This is a genomic window from uncultured Roseovarius sp., from assembly GCF_913057115.1.
Classification (GTDB): Bacteria; Pseudomonadota; Alphaproteobacteria; order Rhodobacterales; family Rhodobacteraceae; genus Roseovarius.
Genome location: NZ_CAJXNN010000014.1, coordinates 1 through 19,758, shown reverse-complemented (window position 1 = coordinate 19,758; position 19,758 = coordinate 1). Strand labels below are relative to the sequence as shown.

Below are 19,758 nucleotides of genomic sequence, written 5' to 3'. Positions count from 1 at the left end.
GACGGGGCACCCAAATCAAACAAGCTGGCGACCTGAAGGAATGGCTCTGTGCAGGCGCGTCGCCACGATTTTCGTCAATGTCGGTCTGAAGACCGGGAATTCACCGATCACAGCTGTGCCATGACTTGTGTCATGTTGCCGAGATGCGCATAGTCGGATCAGGGGTAAAAATGGCACCCATGCCGACAAGGAAAGACAGAATGTCTGGGATTCCGGGGGAAACCGAGGACTACGCGCGGGTACGCACCGGCGCGCTTGTGATCATCGCTTTCGCGGTGGTCTTGTTCCTGTTGGTTCAGGCGCGGTTTCTTCTGATTTCGCTGGCGGTGGCAATTATCCTGTTTTCGCTGACCTCGGATGTGATCCGCCTGATCGCCAGACAACGTATCGGACGCTTTGGCGTGCCGAACTGGCTCGCCTCCATTGCGGCCCTTGTGCTCATTTCCACCGCGCTACTTTTGTTGTCGTCCATCCTGCTGGCGCAACTCAATACCGTGTTGAGCACCACCCTGTCCTATGCCGAGCGCGCGCCTTCGGCGGTGGCCTCGCTTTTCGCCTGGATGGGCGACGATGTAGAGCGGGCGGTGCTCAACTCGCTGAACAGCGTGGAGTTGTCGAGCTACGTTCGCACCGCGGCCGGGCAAGCCGGGAACCTGATGCAAGGAACGGTTCTTGTCATCCTCTTCGTCGGCTTTCTCTTCGCGGAACGGATTTGGTTCGGCGCAAAGATGTCGAATTTCTTCGGCGATGAGGCGCAGGCCGAGCGCGCGAACAAGATCATCACGTCAATCATCCACCGGGTAAACTATTATCTGCTGGTCAAGACCGCCGTCAGCCTGATCACCGGGGCAATGGTTTATGTCGTGGCGACGTTTTTTGGCATCGAACTCGCTTTGTCGCTGGGTATCCTGACGTTCATCCTCAACTACATTCCGAACATCGGCTCCATCGTCGCGACGGGAATGGTGGCGCTGGTTGGCTTCGTCGAAACGGGTGAGCCGTCGACGACGGCCCTGCTGTTCCTGATCACCGGCGCCATACAGTTTGTGAACGGCAATGTGATTGACCCGTGGATGATGGGGCGGGCTTTGCGCCTGTCTTCTTTCGGGATCATCATTAGCCTTGCGTTCTGGGGCGCTGTTTGGGGCATCCCCGGCATGTTCCTGTCGGTGCCGATCATGGTCATGCTGCTGGTGATCTGCAGTCATGTTCCGGGGCTGCGCAAGGTCGCTGTCTTGCTTTCGCGAGAAGGCTTGCCGGAAGACGAGCGCGAACTCGATCGCTTCAATGAAGAGATTGAAAACCGCAAGGCATCCTGATCGCATTTCTCATCAAACCGCCGGCCACGTACCGCCTGATGCTTGCTCAAAATAGCCGATAATCGGCTAAAGCCCTTCGACCCTGCGTCGGCCCCTCAATCATCGCGCGCACATTCCCGGCGCCAGGGGCCTAGGCGGTGTCGGCCGCTTGAACCGTTGTCAACAAGGGGTGCGGCTGGCCAAGACATAGCGTTGGTTAGGTGAGAAAGCGCTCGGTTTTGTCATTGTCTGTATCCAATCATCAAAACGCAGTTGTCGAGCGAAACAAATGGAGCGAAGGGTCCGATTGCCCGGATCGAACAGCCTTGGAAAGGGTAGACAAAGCCCGCGATAGGGCCACAAGGTGGCTTGGTGGATCAAGCATCCGGCCCCTGGGCGTTGATAAGCTTCGCTGAATAATGACGGCCGCCCTGACAGTGGCCAGCTGATGCGCTGCTACCTCCTCGACCCTGGGTTCGTGAAGGGCGTAGTCGACAAGGCCACGGAGGAGACGCGGACGGTTGCCCCGCCTTATCAGGGCGCCGATCCAAAGCGGCTCGGCGTAGCTTTCTGCGACGGCAAACCGTGCCAAGCCTGCCGCTACGCGACAATCTGTGAAGCCGCACTGCCAAACGTTCAACGGGCCAAGCCGACTGTGCCTATGTAGCGCAGTCAACAAGACAATCCCAAGCCTACGGGAGGGGGGGGCGATGAATAATCCACGCCTGAAGAACCGGGAGACCCTGGACTTGTTGAAAAAGGACTGGCAGCGGCAGATGGCTGAGATGGGCCCGAGTTAGACTGTGTTGCGCTGCATTTTTGGGCGTTCAATAGGTACAGAATTGCCGAGACTTGCACGGCGCTGCGATGCGCGCAGCCAGGGCGCCTCAGAGCTGGCCACTGTGCCGTATTTCGGATGATCTAAACAGGAATTCTACACTGGTCATGGACCAGCAGCCGTGGCTGAATTCGATCGGGCGACCTTGGAGGTCGGTGTTTATCGCGGTAACATACTGCACGGGCGTCTTGGCGTTAATGCCGAGGATTTCGGCCTCGTCTTGTTGGGCCAGACCGCCCCGCACCCGGGTTTCGGCGCGGTGAAACCGGGCGATGCCGGAGGCCTTGTAGATCGCGCTGACAGATTGGGTTTCGGTGTAGAGGCGTTCGAAGTCGGGAAACCGGCGGGCGGGAAATTCCTTGTGCGTGACGTAGATCGGCGCTCCATCGAGCAGCCGCACGCGGTGCAGCACGATGACGGTGTCGCCGTCGTCGAGATCGAACAGGGCGGCGGCTTCGGGGCTGGGCGTGGCGCGGTGAAGGCGCAGGGTGCGCGATGTGACGTTCTGACCGGCCTCGCCGAGCGAGTCGGCGAAGCGCATATCGTCTTGGATCAGGAAGGGGCGGGGTTTGGGCCGCACGAAAATGCCCACGCCCTTGCGCGCCTGAAGGTTGCCTTCGCTTTGGTGCAGCGCAAGAGCGCGCCGCATGGTGACACGGTTGACACGGAACATCGCGGCCAGTTGCACCTCGCCCGGCAGTCGGCTGCCGGGGGACACGACGTTTTCGTCGATGGCGCGGGCGAGCCGGTCGTATATCTGCAACCAGATCGGGCGGGTGGCGCGTTTGTCATAGGGCCGTCGCGCCAGCGCCTGAAGCCCGCTGGCGTTGCTGGTGATGGCGGAGCACGTGTCAGTCACGGTCGAGCACTTTTCTTCCCTTGACGAAAACAGCCCTAATCTTGCGCGTTTTCCTGTCGACGACAAGCAGGTCGGCGCGTTGCCCGGGATCGAGCGTTCCGCGGTCGTGCAGGCTGACCGCCGCGGCGGGATTGGCGGAGACCAGCGGCCAGCCCTGTTCCAGCGGCAGGACCCCGGCATCGTGCAGGCGGAATACCGCGTGCAGGGGCGCGGGGTAGTAGTAGTCCGACGCCAGAACCGTGCAGAGCCCGTTGCCGATGGCCTGAGTGGCACACAGAGCACCATTATGGCTTTCCCCGCGCAGGGCGTTGGGCGCGCCGAGGACCACATGTTCCCCGGCGTCGCGCGCCTCGCGGGCGGCAGCGGCGGTTGTAGGGAACTCGGCCACGGTGGCGTGCCGCGCGCGGCCCGCGCGGCGGTCATTAGGGGTCGCGTCGTCGTGCGACAGGACGGGCCGCCCGAGGGCAAACGCGCGGCAGCAGATCTCATCGGTGGCGCCGGGCACCTCGTCGCGCCGGGCCCAGACCCGCGCGATTTCCTGTTTCGCCCCGATTGGCGACAGGCCCATACGGGCCGCCATGCGTTTGAGCTTGGCACTGTCTTCGCCCAAGTGGTGATTGGCTGTGGTGTGATCGTTGATCGACAGGATGTCGCCCGGACGTTCGGTCAGCCAGCTGATCACCTCGTCCACGTGGTCGAGCGCGAAGGTTTCCCATCGGATGTTGAGGCGTGTGTCGCAGGACAGGTTCGGGGTGGCCTGTCTGAGGGCTGAGACGAGCGCGCGGGACACCGCGATATCGCGCAGGCCGCTTTCCCATGACACGGTCAGCGCGTGATATGCGGTAGTGATGCCGTTGGCGATCATCTGCGCATCGGCCTCGGCAAAGGCAAGGTGATAGGGGAAGTGGACACCGGGGCGCGGCTGCACGATGGCTTCGAATCCGTCGCCGTGCAGATCGACGATTCCGGGAAGAACCCACGCACCGTCCGCGTCAAGCACTGGCCCGCGGTTTTCGGGTGTTTCGGCTATCCGGCCGTTTGCCACGTGCAGCGGCGCGGTCACGAATCCGCCCGGCTTGAGCACCTCGGCTCCTGTGATAGTCCAGCAGTCAGTCATGTCTTTGTCGGTCTCCGTGTCACGAAAGTGTCAATCGAATCCCTTATGCCGTTGGCGTGTGACGTTCCTGTATACACAACACCGGATATTTGGAGAGACATGATGATCCGTTCCATGATCACCGCTGCCGCGGTTTCCCTTAGCGCTGCCCTTCCCGTCCTTGCTGAACCCCTGAAATTCGCAGTAACAGATATCGAGGGGCTGGAGGCCCTCCAACAGGAATTCGGCGCATTCGAAGCGAAGCTGGAAGAGCTGAGCGGCCACGAGATCGACCTCTTCCCGGTTTCGTCACGCACCGCCGCCGTCGAAGCGCTGAACCAGGACAAAGTAGATCTGGTTCTGACTGGGCCGGCCGAATACGTTGTCATCAACGAACTAACCGATGCCAAGATCGTGACCGCTTGGCAGCGCCCGAACTATTATGCGCAGATCGTGACTCTGTCGGACGGCCCGATCAAATCGGTGCAGGATCTTGAAGGCAAGGTGGTGACCTTTGGCTCGGTCGGCTCGACCTCGCAGCACCTGGGGCCGGCACAGGTTCTGTCTGATTTCGGGCTTGCTTACAATGCGGATTACCAACCCCAGATCATCTCGCGGAACCTGGCCGTGGAAGCGCTGATCCGTGGTGACGTTCATGCGGTTGGGATGAATGAAGGCCATCTGCGGCGCATCCGCGAGGCGTTCCCCGATACGTCCTTTACCGTGGTTGCCCGTGGTCGTGACCTGCCCAACGACATCCTGGTGGCGCGGTCCGATCTGGAGGAGGACACGATCGCCAGCGTGAAGTCGGCCTTCGTGGATCATTCGGTGGAACTTATGCAGGCGATTCTGACAGGCGAAGACAATCAGAAATACCGCGGCGGGTTCTTCCTGACCAAGGTGGAAGACAGCGAATACGATTACGTCCGTTCCATGTATGAAACGATCGGCGTGGACACCAGTGCCTTCGTCGGCAACTGAGCGGCTCCCGCCGAAATGAACCGGGGGCCTCGGCCCCTGGTCTTGTTCATCCGGAGGACAGATGCTGGACCTTGTGACCGAGAATTCTGCCGACACGGGGCAACAGGCCCTGTCCGGGCCCATGCCGCTGATCGAGGCGCGCGGGCTGATGAAATCCTACGATCGGCGCAGGATGGTGCTGGATGGCATCAACCTGACGATCGAGGCGGGCGAGCGCGTAGCGCTGATCGGATCGAACGGCTGTGGAAAGTCCACGTTGCTCAAGAGCCTGATCGGTCTGCACCCGATCTCGGGCGGCACGTTGCGCTGCTTTGGCGATCCAGTCGGGATGCAAGGCACGCGTGCGCAAAGATTGTCGATGCGGCGGCGGACCGGCTTCGTTTTCCAGAAACACTGCCTTGTTCGGCGCAGGACCGTTCTGTCGAATGTCATCCACGGCCTTTTCGGCGAGCGCGGAAGCTGGCACGCTTTTTCCCACAGCCTGGCCCGAGAGGACTGGCGCCTGCGGGCCATGCACGCGCTGGCCGAGGTCGATCTGGCGGATAAGGCGATGGAACGTGCCGATGCGCTTTCGGGAGGACAGCAGCAGCGTGTGGCGATTGCCAGGGCTTTGGTGCGTCGACCACGTCTTCTGATCGCGGACGAGCCGGCGGCCAGCCTCGATCCGGTTTCGGGGCGCAATGTCATGGACCTTTTCACGCAGCTTTGCCGGGATCATGCGATCACGCTTATCTACACGTCGCACGACATGGCCCATGCGGTCGACTACGCCGACCGGGTCGTGGCGCTGAAGCATGGGCGGGTTTTGTTCGACCGTCCGGCGCAGCGGGTGACACGGGCCGATCTGAAGGACACCTTCGATGGCTGATCGCGGCCTTGACGCGCCCGGCCGTTGGACTGGGTTTTCGCCTCTCAACTTCGTGCTGTTGGTCGCCGTCGGCGCGATGATCCTTGCGTCGATGGGTAAGGTGGCGCCATCGCCACAGCAACTGGCCGAGGGCGTGCCAGGCATGGCCAACCTTGTCGGCCGGATGCTGCCGCCCAACACGGAGCCCGATTTTCTTGCTCGTATCGGTATTCGCATTCTCGAAACCTTTCAGATTGCGCTTGTGGGCGCGGCGCTGGGGATCGTGCTGAGCCTGCCGATAGCGTGGTGCGCGGCAAGGGGCGTATCGCCACTTGGGCGCGGCAGCATCTTGGTCAAGGCATTCGTGTCCTTCCTGCGCACGGTGCCTGATCTTGTCTGGGCGTTGTTGTTCGTTGCATCGATCGGACTGGGCGCAGTGGCCGGAACGATGACGATCATGGTCGATACGATCGGCTTTTGCGGCAGGTTCTTCGCTGAAGCTATGGAAGATGCCGAGAAGGAGCCGCAAGATGCCTTGTCGGCCATAGGGGCGGGGCGTGGATCGGTCCTTGTTGGGGCAATCCTGCCAGATATCATGCCGTCTCTCATCAACTCGTCGCTTTTCGCTTTGGAAAAGGCGGTGCGATCGTCTGTCGTGCTTGGATTGGTAGGCGCGGGTGGGATCGGACAGGAGCTCAAGGTGGCCTTTGACCTGTTCCAATATCGCAACGCATCTATGATCATCCTTGCGATTTTCGTGATTGTCATGGTGATGGAGATCATCACCGACAAGCTCCGCGCGCGCATCCAGTGATCCGGGAAGGCGATCGCCTCGCCCGGCTCTCTGTCGCGGATGCGCTTAAGGCGCCGCAGGTCCTCGTAGAAACGACTTCGAGTTTAGGGTGGCCAGTCTTGGGATACCGCTCCGCAGCGAGTAAGTGTGGCGAACGTCAGGAACGGGCCGGTTGTGACAGGTCCGGTGGCAGGTCAGTGATGAATGACCACTTTGCTGAGGTTTGCTTCTGCTCAATGACAGGATCCCGTTTTGACCATGGAAGCAAAATAATAAAACCTACGCTGACACTCTCGCGTAGAGACTCAAACGAAGGTACGATCCCTCTCCTTGGCTTGCGATGTCTTTTGGGTGTTGACCTCAAGAGGGTTATCCACGAACGGCCAGCATTCGGCGCCGCCGCGCCGATACTCAAAATTTCTGAAGTCCGGTGAGGCCCCTCCGGGCGTGGCCGCCTGGATCACCTGAGACGCGATTGCCTTGAACGGTGCGTAGAAGTGGAACGTGGATTTCACGACAACAAGGCGTTTTGACGAAAGGGCGATCCCCATCTGCTCGAACGCTTCCGGGTGATAAACTTGTGTGCGAAGGTCATTGACCAGAAGGTCAATCTCTCCATCCATCTTCAGCCAAACCATGGTTCCAAGGGGTTCGATGCCTTCGCCCAGATGTTGCCCTAGGCCCGAGGAAATACGCATCACCCGAGCCTGAATGTCGAGCGGATCGCCCGAGTCTGGCCCAACCTTTCCGCCAAGCCTGAGCGACAGATCCGCCCCAACACCGGCATCAGCGCATATTCGCACGACAATCGGATCCCAGAACAAACCCGCCGCGATGCTGGTTAGTCCACGTCGCATGACCTCTCGGAGGGCGAAGGTCGCATCGCCGGGCGCACCGGCACCGGAATTGTCGCCCATGTCGGCCAGAACCACCGGACTTGCAGGAATCTCTGCTGCCCTGTCCAGCGCCATGTCGAGATCTGGATAAGCTGTGGATAGGGCGTGGCGGCGTGCGAAGAAGGATCGCCCGAACTGCTCGGCGGTTTCCGCGGCAAGGCTCTCGTCCCGATCCGCGATCACCAGCACGCGGGTGCCGACATCAGTGACATCTGCCCAGGGAAACCCATGCGCAAGAGATACGGACAGGATACCGGGTTGCGCCTCGAGCGCCTGCATTTCGCGGACGACGGATTGCATCTCGCCCTCTTTGGTCAGATACAGCCCCAACATGCGGCAGTCGAAAATGCGGCTGACCGGGCGAATTTCACGCCGCGTCATACGCAAGGCGAGATCGAACAGTTCTTCTGCGCGCGCTGTTGCATCATCGTGCGGATACTCCTTGAACGTGATCACCAGATCCGCCGCCGCCAGAATGGCGTCCGTCAGGTGGCAATGCAGGTCAAGGCTCACCCCGATGATGGCATCCGGGCATCTGGCGCGCACGGCTTTGAGAATGTCGCCCTCACAATCCTCGACAGTCTCTGCGACCATCGCGCCATGCAGCTGCAACAGGATTATGTCAGCCCCCTTCGCCTGCTCAAGATCGGAAAGGATCTCACCATGCAGCGCATCGTATGTGGCGGTTACGGTCAGTCCCGCAGGCTCGGCAATCGCCGCAAGGCTTTCGATCACCTCCCACTCGTGCTCTTCGGCGCGCCGCCGCCAGACGTGCAAGGCTTCCGTCATCAGGTTTGGGGGGTCCTGCGTTGCGGTTCCATGACGCAGGTAAAACTCCTCGAACCCTGACATCGCCGTAGGCATGGGCGAGAACGTATTCGTCTCGGTCGACAGTGTCGCCATGAAGAGCTTCATCAATCGCCCCCTGTTTCTATTCCTGTTGTATGCAAGACTCTGATGTGAACGATACGGACCGGGGCGTCGCCCCAGCCCGCATGTGATCTTTGCCTGGATTGTCTATCCTACGCCTTCCACCAGCGTTCCAGGAATTTGGCGCCATCGAGATCCTGGTTGGAGGCAAAAGTCTCGGGGGTTCCAACCGCGTCACTCGTTGCAAAGACGTAGGAGGCAAACATCGGGATGGCGACACCGCCCTTGTTGGCCACGATGTCCTGCATTTCGAAATACATCTCGCGGCGCTTGGCTTCGTCAAGCTCGGCGCGCGCCTCGATCAAGAGATTGTCGAACCGCTCATTCGACCAGAAGCTCTCGTTCCACGACACGCCGGACTTGAACGCGAGCGAGAACATGAGGTCCTCAACCGGGCGGCCCGCCCAGTAGCTTGCGCACCAAGGGGCTGTCTTCCAGACATCGCTCCAGTAGCCGTCATTCGGCTCGCGCTCGACTTCGACATTGATCCCGCACTGACGGGCCGAGTTCTGGATCAGCAAGCAAGCATCAATGGCACCCGGGAAGGCGGCGTCGGAGGCGGAGAGTTTGACGTCGAGAGTGTCGAGGCCGGCTTGCTTTAGGAAGAATTTCGCCTTGTCCGGGTCGAAGGATTTCTGTTCCAGATCGCTATTGAAGAACCTCTGGCCCGACCCGATTGGATGGTCGTTGCCGATCGCGCCATAGCCGAACAAGATTTTCTCGACGAGTTCTTCGCGATTGATGGCCCACTTGATCGCTTGGCGCACATTGTTGTCGTCGAAGGGCGAAGCATTCGTCAGCATCGGGAAGGAATAATGCTGTGTTCCGGCGACGGAATGAAGGTTGATACCTGGCTTGCGGGCAAAGAGCGCGGCTGTCTTCAAATCCACTTTGTTGATGAGATCAACGTCGCCGGACACGGCAGAGGTCATCCTTGCATTGGTATCGAGTAGCGTCAGAAGGCGCCATTTTTCGACATGGCCTACCGCATCCGTCCAATGGTTTTCGAAGCGCGACAGGTCGGCCGAGACACCGGGATCGAAAGCATCAAGCCTGTAGGCCCCGCATCCGATACCCGACCGCCAATCAATGTCTCCGCCCGAGGCAGGCAGAATTGGGAAGTGGTAATCGCTCAGAGCCGCCGGGAAATCTGCGTTGCCGGCATCCAGCTCAAAGACGACGGTGTCGGACCCGTCCGCGCGGATATTGGTGACGCTGGCAACCAGTGGTGCGCCGGCGGATTCGGAGTCGTCTCCGCGGTGGTAATTGATTGATGCGATGACGTCTTCGGCAGTCACAGACTTGCCGTTGTGGAATTCCACCCCTTTGCGCAGTTTGAACGTCCAGACCTTCGCATCGGGTGACGCCTCCCAGGACTCCGCCACCGAGGGCTGTACGGAGCTGTTGGAATCGATTTCAGTCAGGTATCCATTCACGCCGAGTGCCAAGGGGATGAGGAAGCCCGCCTCAAGTCGGCCGGGATCAAGCGTATCGGTGGTTGCGCCGTGGCCCAAACCAGCCGTCAGCATGCCGCCTTTCTTGGGTGTTGCTGCGGCGGCCCGGTTCGCAAGGCCGGTGGCAGCCGCAACGCTTAGACCAGTGGCCAATGCGCCGCGCATGAAATCCCGGCGATCGATTTGACGGGCGGTCAGGCGGGCTTCGAGTGATCTCAGATAGGTCTTCTTGTCCATGTCGCGGTCTCCCAGTCGATTTGTTCTTGGGAAGGGATCAGCCGAATCCTTGTCAGACACAATTAAGCGACCTTATGCTGGTATAAGCGAGTTTATGCTTTTTACACCGAAAGGAATCCTGGTGCATGTCTGACCACCTTGCGACCAATCTGCGATATCTCTGCGCGGAAAAACCGTCTGTGGCGCAGGTCTGCCGCGAGATCGGCATTAACCACCAGCAGTTCAGCAAGTATCTCAGCGGTCGGGCCAAACCGTCCGCGCACAACCTGCGAAGGATCGCCGCATTTTTCGGGCTTGAAGACACGCAGTTGCTTGGGCCGCATGATGAACTGGTCGGCGATGTCCGGAGGCAAAAGCGATCCTTGTCGGACAGGCGGCGAGATCCGTTTGCCGTCGCCTTTCCCGGCGACATAGGTAGGCTGCGTCCGCTACTGGGAGCCTATCAGGTTCATTTCCTGTCCCCCGCCGCTCCGGGGAGTATCGTGGTAAATGCCGCGTTTCTCGACGAAAGGGATGGTGTCGTTCACAGCCGGTTGGTGGAGACGCTTTTCGACCGAAGCGCGAAATCGCGCCGGTGGACGCGATGTGATGGCAAGGCTGCCTATCACAACGGACGGATCTTCGTCATCGACTATGAGGAGAAAAACGAGGGGGCGTTCACCATGTCCATTCTGATCCCGCCCCACAGGCACAAGAAACAATACCTCTTCGGCAAGATGTCCTTCCTCGCGTCCCTGCCACGCCGGACGCCATTTGCGTCAGATGTGGTCTGGAAACGCGTGGCGGATTACAAATCCCCAAGGGACGTTCTGCGGTCCTGTGGGCTCTATGCCGCCGACAGTCGCAAGATTGACCCGGTTATCAGGAATTATCTCGCGACGGGACGTGAAGAGACATCTTTGGGCAATTAGATCAACCGTCAGACTGCTGACCTTATGAGGTCCTTGGAATGGCCGTCACGCAGCGGTAAAGCGTCGAGGGAGAAATCGCTTGAAGTCGAACGAAGGCCAGCTGCGGGCCATACGTGACAGGTCCGGTGGCCCCGTAGTCCCGGCTGGAAACGGCCATTTGCTGCGATGTCGCAACGAATGCATTCAAGGGAAGAAAGTCGCCATTACATCACAAACGCCGCGATAACTGCAGTCAGACCAGTTGTATCGCTTTCAGGACGATATCATCGAGCCCCGCGCCATCGGTTTCGGCGTAGGCACGTAGCTGGCGTCGCATGCGTGGCTCCCAGAAGTCATTGATATGCGCGGCAACCCTGGCCGGGGCGTACTCGTTCGGCTGTGATTTGAAGAAGGGGGCGATCTGGTTCGCCATGCGGGCCATTTTTTCAGGCGACATCTTCGGCCGCGTCGGTGATGCGGTGGGGGGTGGGAATAAAGATCGAAACCGCCGGCCCGAGCAAAAGCGGCAAGGGTAATCCCGGCCTGCTGTGCAAGATGTACGGCAGCGCCAGTGGGGTCCGAGACCGCGATCAGCACGGAAATGCCGGTCATGGCACGACGGCGCGCCATGAGCACATCGGCCCGATCCTCGCTCAGCAAGAACCGCGCCTCGAGTCCCTGCTCGTGATGGACGATTTCGAAATCCTCGATCTGCGCGAGATCGCTTATGATGCCCTCGGTCAAAGCAAAGCCATGCGCAAAATCCGACAGGTTAGCAGGGGTCGCCATCCATACTGACGGGACTCCAGCAGCTTCTCGGCTGCCTACGCATTCTCAGCACTGTCCACGCCACCGCACAGCGGTTTCAGTGTGTTGACAAGAAAGTGCCGCACTCCGGGTTCGTCATCGACGATCAGAATTCGCGCACCGCGTAGTGGATCATTGGCCGCTTCGGATGTGTTTGCCATGCTCGCCTCCCTCTACACAACCAGCGTAAATACGCACAATTTTGCAATTTCTACGAACAGTTTTATTCTCCTGCGCCAAGACATCTGAAGATCAAGGCTATGATTTAATAATTTTTCCCTTCAAAATTAGAAAATCGCCCGCGTTTCCTCGAAGGTTATCGCTTTTTACTGCATAATTTTCGGAACGGTGACGGGTACATGAAGGGGCTTTTGCGGGGGTGAGGTATTTGACCAGCGCTGGACGACATCAATGGTCAAGTTTCGATGTATCCAACGGGGTGGGACGCCGTGGGCCATGCCTCAGCAATGCCCCTCTCACGAATGAAACGACGCTTTGGCGTGAAGGTTCGAGTATACCCCGATCCGGCATGGTCCTGAGCGACGTCGTAAAGCTCCGGCGGGCTTTCGTTGTGAAAGCGCCAGACCGGCCCAATCCAAAGCTGAAGGCCTAAACACTTGGGAGGATGTCCATGTATAAATCCATTATTGCAAGCCTCGTTGCTTTGGCGATGAGCCCCGCCATGGCGCAAGAGGTTTCCTTGTATGCGGCAGGCAGTCTGAAGGCCGCCTTGTCGGACGTGGTGGAGGATTTCACTCAGGCGACGGGCACCGCTGTTACGACCAGCTTTGGTCCTTCCGGTCTGATGCGCGAACGCATCGAGGCGGGAGAGACAGCGCATGTCTTTGCCTCGGCCAATATGCGCCACCCGCGGACGCTGTCGGACGCTGGCAAGGGTGGGACGGTGACGCTATTCGCCCGCAACCGCCTGTGCGCACTGGCCCGGCCAGAGGTTGCGGTGTCGACCGGCACATTACTGGATGTCATGCTAAAGGATGCCATTCGGCTTGGCACCTCGACGCCCAAGGCGGACCCGTCGGGCGACTATGCCTTTGCCTTGTTCGACAAGTCCGACCATGCGGAGGTGTTGAAAGGCAAATCGCTGCAACTGACCGGTGGACCCGACAGCGAAAAGCCACCTCAGGGTCGGAACACCTATGCATGGGTTATGGACAGTGATCAGGCGGATGTTTTCCTGACCTATTGCACCAACGCGGTGTTGGCGCAAAAAGAGGTGTCCGATTTGCAGATCGTGCAGATTCCCGAGGTGCTGTCCGTGGGCGCGGATTATGGGCTGATCGTGCTGAACGACGCACCGGACGGCGCGACGGCGCTGGCCGATTATATCTTGTCCCCCGAGGGGCAGGCCGTGCTGGCCGGTTATGGTTTTGAGACCGTGGACGGAGGATAAGATGCGCTACCTTGTGATGATCCTTGCGCTGCTGGCCGTCCCGGCGCAAGCCCGCAGCGTGACCGACAGCGCGGGCCGCGTTGTCGAGGTGCCGGACAATGTGAACACAGTCTTTGCGGCGGGGCCGCCGGCCTCAATTCTGGTCTATGTCCTCAAGCCGGAGGCCTTGACTGGCTGGCCTCGCGCCCTGCGCCCCGATGAGCGTGTTTACATTGCCGAACCTTATCGCGATCTGCCTGCAACCGGGCGTCTGACCGGGCGCGGCGGTGAGGCGAACCTGGAACGCGTGTTGCAGATACAGCCAGATCTGATCGTCGATTTCGGGTCGGTGCGCGATACCTATATCGACCTTGCCAACCGCGTGCAGCAGCAGACCGGCATCCCGTATCTGTTGATCGACGGACGTTTTGAAAATACCGCCGAGGCGCTGCGCACCATGGGCGCGGCTTTGGGTGTGCCTGAACGCGGTGAAAGGCTGGCAAGGGATGTCGAGGCGACATTCGCACGGCTGGACAGCATGCTGGACGAGGTGCCCGAGGAAGACCGCCCGCGCGTCTATCTGGCCCGTGGGCCAGAGGGTCTGGAAACCGGGATGAAAGGCTCGATCAACACTGAGATCATCGAGCGGGCAGGCGGTCGCAATGTCGCCGATGATGGCGGCGTGACCAAGGGTTTGGTGAATGCCTCGATGGAACAGGTGATCGTCGCCAACCCGGATACCATCGTGACATGGGACCGGAATTTCTTTGCCCGTGTGTTCGACGATCCACTCTGGCAGGGGATTGATGCGGTGCGCGATGGCCAAGTCTATCTGTCGCCTACGGCCCCCTTCGGATGGATTGATCGGCCGCCATCATTGAACAGGTTGATGGGGCTACACTGGATGGCGGGGCTGCTGTATCCTGACCGTTGGGAGGGCGATCTGAAGGCCGATACCCGTGCCTTCTACAAGCGCTATTATCATGTCGATCTTGGTGACGACGATCTGGAAAGGCTGCTGGAATGGGCCGAGGGACGACCGCCGATGTAACCCTGCCGCGCGCCGGGCTGACGCTGACCGGTGTGTTGGCGGGTGTGCTGGCTCTGCTGGCCTTTGGGGCGGTGATGATCGGGCCCTATGCCCTGACACCGGAGCAGGTTGTTTCTGCCTTGCTGGGCTATGGCGATCAACAGGCGCAGATCGTCGTCTGGAACATCCGTCTGCCCCGTGTCGGCGCGGCGCTTTTGGTGGGCGCAGCGCTGGCGGCTGCCGGGGCCAGTTACCAAGCGCTTTTTCGCAACCCGCTTGTGTCACCGGACATCCTCGGAGTGTCTGCAGGGGCAGGGCTGGGCGCGGTGGCAGGCATCTTTCTTTCGCTGCCGGTGGCCGCGATTCAGGCTTCGGCTTTTGTCGGCGGCATGGCGGCGGTGGGGGTGGTCACTTTGGTCGGTGCCATGGTGCGTCATGCCGACCGAACGCTGACGCTGGTCCTGCTGGGCGTGGTGGTGGGGGCGCTGGCGGGGGCGGCGACCTCGCTTTTGAAGGTCATGGCCGACCCCTATGATCAGCTTCCGGCAATCACGTTCTGGTTGCTTGGATCGCTGGCCTCGATCACGACGCGCGACATCCTGCCCGCTTTGCCCATGGTGCTGATCGGCTTGGTGCCGCTGGCCCTGCTGCGCTGGCGGATCAATGTTCTTTCGCTTGGTGATGATGAGGCCCGCGCGCTGGGGGTCGAGGCCGGGCGCACCCGCTTTCTGGTCATTGCCGCCGCTACACTGATCACCGCCAGCGTTACGGCGCTGGCCGGGGTGGTCGGCTGGGTTGGCCTTGTGATCCCGCATATCGCGCGGATGTTGGTTGGGCCGGGGTTCGGGCGGCTTTTGCCTGCCTCGGCGCTGATCGGCGCGGGTTATCTGCTGATCGTCGATACGCTGGCGCGGACCATCGCCGCGGTCGAGGTGCCCTTGGGTGTGCTGACCGCCGTTATCGGCGCGCCATTCTTCGTCTGGCTTCTTGCGCGCGGTCGTCGGGGGTGGTCCTGATGTTAGAGGCACAGGGCCTGTCGATCGGCCACGGACGATCCGAAATCGGCAGCGGCCTTACCCTGTCGGTCAAACGTGGCGAAATCCTTTGCCTGCTCGGCCCCAATGGCTGCGGCAAGACCACGCTTTTCCGCACGTTGATGGGGTTGTTGCCGGCGTTGGCAGGCGAGGTTCTCTTGCAAGGGCACCCGATCAGCGCCCGGAGCAGGGCCAAGATCGCGCAGGCCATCGCCTATGTTCCGCAGGCCCACGCGCCGCCTTTCCCTTTTGAAGCAATAGAGGTTGTGCTGATGGGGCGCACGGCGCGGCTTGGCGCGTTTTCGCAGCCGGGCAAAGCGGATCGAGCGGCAGCCCGCGGCGCGATGGAGCGGCTTGGCATCGCCGACCTTGCGCACCGGGACTATTCACGCTTGTCCGGCGGCCAGCGACAGCTTGTTCTGATCGCCCGCGCCTTGGCGCAGGATGCGCCGCTCATTGTCATGGATGAACCCACCGCCAGTCTTGATTTCGGCAATCAGGCGCAGGTGATGGCACAGATTTCCGGGTTGGCGCATGCGGCGGGCAAGGACGGACGCGGCGTGATCCTGTCAACGCATGACCCCGATCAGGCCTTTGCCTTGAATGCGAGGGTCATGTTGATGAGCGGTGGCGGCGTGCTGGCAGATGGTCCGGCACAGGATGTTTTGACCGATGCCAACCTAAGCGCCGTCTATGGCCTGCCTGTCACGGTCGAAACCACGGCCTCTGGTCGCAGGGTTTGTCTGCCGTCCTTGCGTCAGTCGGCCCCGACCATGACATCGGACGCCTTGACGATGGCATAGGCGGTTTTGCCAACCTCCAGTCCCAAGTCCTCGACCGAGGCATTGGTGATCATCGCGGACACGATGCTGCCGCCGCCAAGGTCGATCTGAACCGTGGCGTTTACAGCCCCTTTTTCGATACCGACCACCGTGCCAGCCAACTTGTTGCGTGCGCTGATTTTCATGGGCTTTCCTCGCTTGCTGATTTTCGCTTTCTTAAAGGGTATGATATCGCAAGGCGATTTCAACGGGGCAGGACAGCATGGGTGATCCACGCGGCAATGCGTTTCGCTTTGATCTGCGCGAGGCGAATGGCGCCCTTGGCGATATCGGCACGCTGCTGCCGCTGAGCCTTGGGGCCATCGCACTGGCGGGCCTGTCCGCGCCTGTGGTGTTGATGGGCTTTGGCCTGTTTTACATCTTCTCGGGCCTTGTCTATCGCCTGCCGGTTCCGGTGCAGCCGATGAAGGCAATCGCTGCCGTGGCCATGCTGGGCGTGGTCTCCCCCGCCGAGATCGCGCTGAGTGGCGTTTTGATCGGCTTGGTGCTGCTGATGCTGGGTGGTAGCGGTCTGATTGACCGAATTGCGCGACTTGTGCCGCAATCTATTCTGTCGGGGCTACAATTGGGGCTGGGCCTGTCCCTTGCCTGGGTTGCGGTCGGTCTGATGCTGGACCAATGGTTGATCGGCACGCTGTGCTTCGGGGTGGCGATGACCGCCCTTCGGGTCGGCACCCATGCGGCTATGCTGACAATCATTGTCGGCATCGCCTTCGGGCTGATCACTGGCCTTCCCGAAGGGCCTGCACTACATGCCGCGCCTTGGGTCATGCCCCATTTTGGGTTCGCTGACCTGCCGCGCGCCATAACAGACCTGGCCCTGCCGCAGTTGGCCTTGACCCTGACCAACGCGGTCTTTCTGACGACGCTCGTTGCGGGGGACCTGTTCGGTGCACGCGCGGCGCATGTCAGCGCACGCAAGCTGTGCCTGACCTCGGGGCTGGCCAATCTGTTGCTGGCACCGATGGGGGCCTTGCCGATGTGCCACGGTGCGGGAGGCGTCGCGGCGCATCACAGGTTCGGGGCCCGCACGGGTGCTGCCCCCTGCATGATCGGTGGTCTTTTGTTGTTTCTCGCGATCCTGCCGCCATCTGTGCAAAGCGCGGTTCTTGCGGCCATTCCCACCGCGACTCTGGGCGCGCTGCTCCTGATCGCGGCGTGGGAACTTGCCATCAGCCGCCGCCTGATTGACGCCCGACCGTCCTGCCGCCCGGTCATCGCGGTGACCGCGCTGGTCACGGTGCTGGCGAACCCATTGTTGGGGCTGGTCGCGGGCACCTGTGCCGAGATCGTCCGGAAAATTATCCTGTCGAAGCGCAAGATCTGGCGAGAATAGGATCGTCGTGACAACGCGTGCCGACCTTGCCTTTCGTAGACCAGTCGGACTGTAACGCGCCGCAGGATTGGTCGTCTGCTCGAAAATGCAAGGCCTATTCCTGCCCCGCAGCGATAGTCCGGTATGGCGAGCCGCACCGCAGCGAAGTCAAGCGGCGGTGAATGCATTGTGTGGGCCGTTTCCTTCATTTTTGTTTGGTTGCACTGTTCTTGTGCGCTTCGAACTGTTTCCAAACATGCATACGGCCCTTTTGACGTGCGTCGGCAAGCCAGAGCTTTTTTCGGGTGCCTGCCACCTCAAGATGCCTGTACTTACCCCCTGAGAATTTTGGCCAGTCGATAGCAAGCCCTTCCTTAACCAGTTCCGCGGATAGGTCACGGCCATCAGGTAGGAAGCATTTGGCAACTGTGCGGCCATAGTCATCTTCATCGGTGATTTCTGCGCGTATGCGATGACCCTTACATAAACGGACCATGGCCCACTTGGCCTTTTTCCCGTAGGGGTGATGCAGTTCGGGTGCATCTATTCCGTAAAGACGTACCTGTGTCTTTTGGATAGTAATCGTATCACCCTCTGTAACAAAGCTGGCCCTTCCAGCACGCGCGGAAGCGTGACTGGGTGAGCGGTCGCTGCATCGAACGCTTCGCCGCGTGCGGATGTATTCGTCTGTGGCGGTTTTCGTTTCGCGGAAGACGTAGAAAAGCTGTGACCTGCCTTATAGGCAAGCGTATCTCTAGCAGGTTTCTTGTTTGGTTCGGCCTTACGCCGATAGTTTGGCTTAAGCAGCGCTCAAAAAAAGAAATTTTATCATTTCGATAGATTACGAGACAGTTTTCCCAACGACAAATTGATTTCAAAGCAACAGGCTATTTCATAATAGACCTATCAAGCGACAGAATGTCGCTAGAACCTTCCCGGTTTTGTCAACCGTACTTTGAATATCGGGTTTGACAGGCATGACCGAAGCATCTGCTATTTATAGCCGAAAGGCCGGTTTGGGCCGGAAATCGTCAAAGCTCTGCGGGTCTCATGCAGCAAAATTGCCACACCAACTTTCGCAATCCGATTGCTTCCACAGTGCTTCCACGGGCAAATTGCTAATGCAATCGACCACCCGAGGGGATCAATAAATATCTGTATTTATGAGATATTTTTGGTTGCGGGAGCAGGATTTGAACCTGCGACCTTCAGGTTATGAGTTCTATGTATTCTTAAAATCACCAAAACACGTCAACTTTTTTACATAATAAAAACAGTGTTTTGGCTGACGTGACTTGTTGATGACTCTTGGCTAATAGCGACCAAAAATGATATTGAGTGTCCCCATAGTGTCCCCACGGAGGCTATCAGGAAAGGGAACCACCTCTGCCCCGTGGATCGATGCAAGGGAATGACGGCCGCAGGGCGAACGCCTAATGCCCCTGATAGGTCCGCATTCCCTCCACTTCTTTTTGGTCCGGCCCGGAGACGCAATCATGGCAACAATCGAGAAACGCAAACGCCCCGGCGGCACCTATTATCGGGTACGCGTGCGCATCAAGGGCTATCCACCCCAGCAGAAGACTTTCGAGCGCGTTACAGACGCCAAAATGTGGGCGCAACAAACCGAAGCGGCCATCCGGCGTGGCGAGTTCAAGAACGTGGTCAGCAAAGCCGCTACAAAGACGCTGAGCGATGTGATTGCGCGCTATAGGCGCGAAGAGTTGCCCCACAAAGCGGAAAGCACACAAAGGGCGGCGGCCACATATCTCGCGTTCTGGGAGCGCGCCCTGGGCGACTATGCCCTCTCCTATCTGACGCCGGAACATATCTCCGGCGCGCTCGGCGATCTCGCCGCAGCCGGCGACACGCGCCGCAAGAGTCCGGCCAGCGAAAATGAGGATACGGCCAAGGCGGCGAAGCCTAAAAGCCGTAAGACCGTGAAGCTCTACCGGGACAGCCTTGCAGCCATACTCAAGAAAGCGCGCTCCTGGGGCTGGCTGGCCGACGATCCTATGGACGGCGTGACGGCAATCACCAAAATCAGGAATGAACGCACCCGCTTCCTGTCCGACGATGAACGCGACCGGCTGTTGGCGGCCTGCAAGGCCAGCACCAACGCCGCGCTCTATACCGTGGTGGTGTTTGCGCTCTCCACTGGCGCGCGGAAAAACGAAATCCTCTCGCTCACGCTGGCCGATATTGACCTGAAACGAGGTCA

Annotated in this window: 19 protein-coding genes and 1 pseudogene; 11 read left to right on the top strand and 9 right to left on the bottom strand. The window is 59.9% G+C overall.

From position 1 onward, the window contains the following. The first annotated feature begins 200 nt into the window (after nt 1-200). On the top strand, nt 201-1,319 hold the full coding sequence (locus tag QZ498_RS07890; RefSeq protein WP_294621302.1) for an AI-2E family transporter: 1,119 nt from the start codon (nt 201-203) through the stop codon (nt 1,317-1,319). Nucleotides 1,320-2,185: 866 nt separating this feature from the next. On the opposite strand, the gene phnF is transcribed toward QZ498_RS07890, so the two are convergent. Together phnF and QZ498_RS07880 are read right to left on the bottom strand one after the other, a co-directional pair. After that, nucleotides 2,186-2,995 (bottom strand): phosphonate metabolism transcriptional regulator PhnF, encoded by an 810-nt coding sequence (gene phnF, locus QZ498_RS07885; protein WP_294621301.1) that lies wholly within the window; start codon nt 2,993-2,995, stop codon nt 2,186-2,188. Continuing rightward, a complete protein-coding gene (locus QZ498_RS07880; RefSeq protein WP_294621300.1) occupies nt 2,988-4,112 on the bottom strand; it encodes an alpha-D-ribose 1-methylphosphonate 5-triphosphate diphosphatase in 1,125 nt (374 codons plus the stop codon). The genes phnF and QZ498_RS07880 overlap by 8 nt, the downstream gene beginning before the upstream one ends. A 102-nt stretch (nt 4,113-4,214) precedes the next feature. Between QZ498_RS07880 and QZ498_RS07875 the strand changes: the two genes are divergently transcribed. The 3 genes from QZ498_RS07875 (at nt 4,215) to phnE (ending at nt 6,733) form a co-directional block, all read left to right on the top strand. After that, nucleotides 4,215-5,072, top strand: a complete 858-nt coding sequence (locus QZ498_RS07875; protein ID WP_294621299.1) for a PhnD/SsuA/transferrin family substrate-binding protein — start codon at nt 4,215-4,217, stop codon at nt 5,070-5,072. A gap of 61 nt (nt 5,073-5,133) precedes the next feature. Continuing rightward, nucleotides 5,134-5,940 carry a phosphonate ABC transporter ATP-binding protein gene (locus QZ498_RS07870; protein WP_294621298.1) on the top strand — a complete coding sequence of 269 codons (807 nt, stop codon included), beginning with the start codon at nt 5,134-5,136 and terminating at the stop codon, nt 5,938-5,940. After that, nucleotides 5,933-6,733: a phosphonate ABC transporter, permease protein PhnE gene (gene phnE, locus QZ498_RS07865; RefSeq protein WP_294621297.1), complete on the top strand. Its 801-nt coding sequence runs from the start codon at nt 5,933-5,935 to the stop codon at nt 6,731-6,733. The genes QZ498_RS07870 and phnE overlap by 8 nt, the downstream gene beginning before the upstream one ends. 284 nt (nt 6,734-7,017) lie before the next feature. Here phnE and QZ498_RS07860 read toward each other — a convergent pair whose 3' ends face one another. Next, on the bottom strand, nt 7,018-8,523 hold the full coding sequence (locus QZ498_RS07860) for a M81 family metallopeptidase (protein ID WP_294621295.1): 1,506 nt from the start codon (nt 8,521-8,523) through the stop codon (nt 7,018-7,020). Between the two features lie 107 nt (nt 8,524-8,630). Next, on the bottom strand, nt 8,631-10,229 hold the full coding sequence (locus QZ498_RS07855) for an ABC transporter substrate-binding protein (RefSeq protein WP_294621294.1): 1,599 nt from the start codon (nt 10,227-10,229) through the stop codon (nt 8,631-8,633). A gap of 125 nt (nt 10,230-10,354) precedes the next feature. Between QZ498_RS07855 and QZ498_RS07850 the strand changes: the two genes are divergently transcribed. Then, nucleotides 10,355-11,140, top strand: coding sequence for a helix-turn-helix transcriptional regulator (locus QZ498_RS07850; RefSeq protein WP_294621293.1), 786 nt, complete (start codon nt 10,355-10,357; stop codon nt 11,138-11,140). Nucleotides 11,141-11,372: 232 nt separating this feature from the next. On the opposite strand, the gene QZ498_RS07845 is transcribed toward QZ498_RS07850, so the two are convergent. From QZ498_RS07845 to QZ498_RS07835, 3 genes and pseudogenes are all read right to left on the bottom strand, one after another. Continuing rightward, nucleotides 11,373-11,576 (bottom strand): formate dehydrogenase subunit delta, encoded by a 204-nt coding sequence (locus QZ498_RS07845; RefSeq protein WP_294621292.1) that lies wholly within the window; start codon nt 11,574-11,576, stop codon nt 11,373-11,375. Nucleotides 11,577-11,662: 86 nt separating this feature from the next. Then, nucleotides 11,663-11,908: pseudogene (locus tag QZ498_RS17065) on the bottom strand (formate dehydrogenase accessory sulfurtransferase FdhD); the annotation flags it as partial. A 35-nt stretch (nt 11,909-11,943) separates the two neighbouring features. Beyond that, entirely contained in the window at nt 11,944-12,087 is a 144-nt protein-coding gene (locus QZ498_RS07835) for a hypothetical protein (protein ID WP_294621291.1), read from the bottom strand. A gap of 470 nt (nt 12,088-12,557) precedes the next feature. On the opposite strand from QZ498_RS07835, the gene QZ498_RS07830 reads away from it, so the two are divergent. Genes QZ498_RS07830 through QZ498_RS07815 form a run of 4 tightly spaced genes read left to right on the top strand, consistent with a single transcriptional unit; the run spans nt 12,558 to nt 16,183 of the window. Further along, nucleotides 12,558-13,337, top strand: coding sequence for a molybdate ABC transporter substrate-binding protein (locus QZ498_RS07830; RefSeq protein WP_294621290.1), 780 nt, complete (start codon nt 12,558-12,560; stop codon nt 13,335-13,337). A 1-nt stretch (nt 13,338) separates the two neighbouring features. Next, a complete protein-coding gene (locus tag QZ498_RS07825; RefSeq protein ID WP_294621288.1) occupies nt 13,339-14,367 on the top strand; it encodes an iron ABC transporter substrate-binding protein in 1,029 nt (342 codons plus the stop codon). After that, on the top strand, nt 14,340-15,362 hold the full coding sequence (locus QZ498_RS07820; RefSeq protein WP_294621287.1) for an iron ABC transporter permease: 1,023 nt from the start codon (nt 14,340-14,342) through the stop codon (nt 15,360-15,362). The genes QZ498_RS07825 and QZ498_RS07820 overlap by 28 nt, the downstream gene beginning before the upstream one ends. Beyond that, a complete protein-coding gene (locus QZ498_RS07815) occupies nt 15,362-16,183 on the top strand; it encodes an ABC transporter ATP-binding protein (RefSeq protein WP_294621286.1) in 822 nt (273 codons plus the stop codon). The genes QZ498_RS07820 and QZ498_RS07815 overlap by 1 nt, the downstream gene beginning before the upstream one ends. On the opposite strand, the gene QZ498_RS07810 is transcribed toward QZ498_RS07815, so the two are convergent. Then, nucleotides 16,138-16,347: a TOBE domain-containing protein gene (locus QZ498_RS07810; RefSeq protein ID WP_294621285.1), complete on the bottom strand. Its 210-nt coding sequence runs from the start codon at nt 16,345-16,347 to the stop codon at nt 16,138-16,140. The two genes, QZ498_RS07815 and QZ498_RS07810, sit on opposite strands and share 46 nt — an antisense overlap. Before the next feature lie 77 nt (nt 16,348-16,424). Between QZ498_RS07810 and QZ498_RS07805 the strand changes: the two genes are divergently transcribed. Further along, complete coding sequence (locus QZ498_RS07805) at nt 16,425-17,558, top strand: putative sulfate/molybdate transporter (RefSeq protein ID WP_294621284.1); 1,134 nt, start codon at nt 16,425-16,427, stop codon at nt 17,556-17,558. A 184-nt stretch (nt 17,559-17,742) separates the two neighbouring features. Here the strand turns inward: QZ498_RS07805 and QZ498_RS07800 are convergent, their stop codons facing one another. Continuing rightward, nucleotides 17,743-18,069, bottom strand: coding sequence for a thermonuclease family protein (locus QZ498_RS07800; protein WP_294621356.1), 327 nt, complete (start codon nt 18,067-18,069; stop codon nt 17,743-17,745). A 964-nt stretch (nt 18,070-19,033) separates the two neighbouring features. On the opposite strand from QZ498_RS07800, the gene QZ498_RS07795 reads away from it, so the two are divergent. Continuing rightward, the coding region (locus tag QZ498_RS07795; protein ID WP_294621283.1) for a tyrosine-type recombinase/integrase at nt 19,034-19,758 on the top strand (725 nt) is incomplete at its 3' end.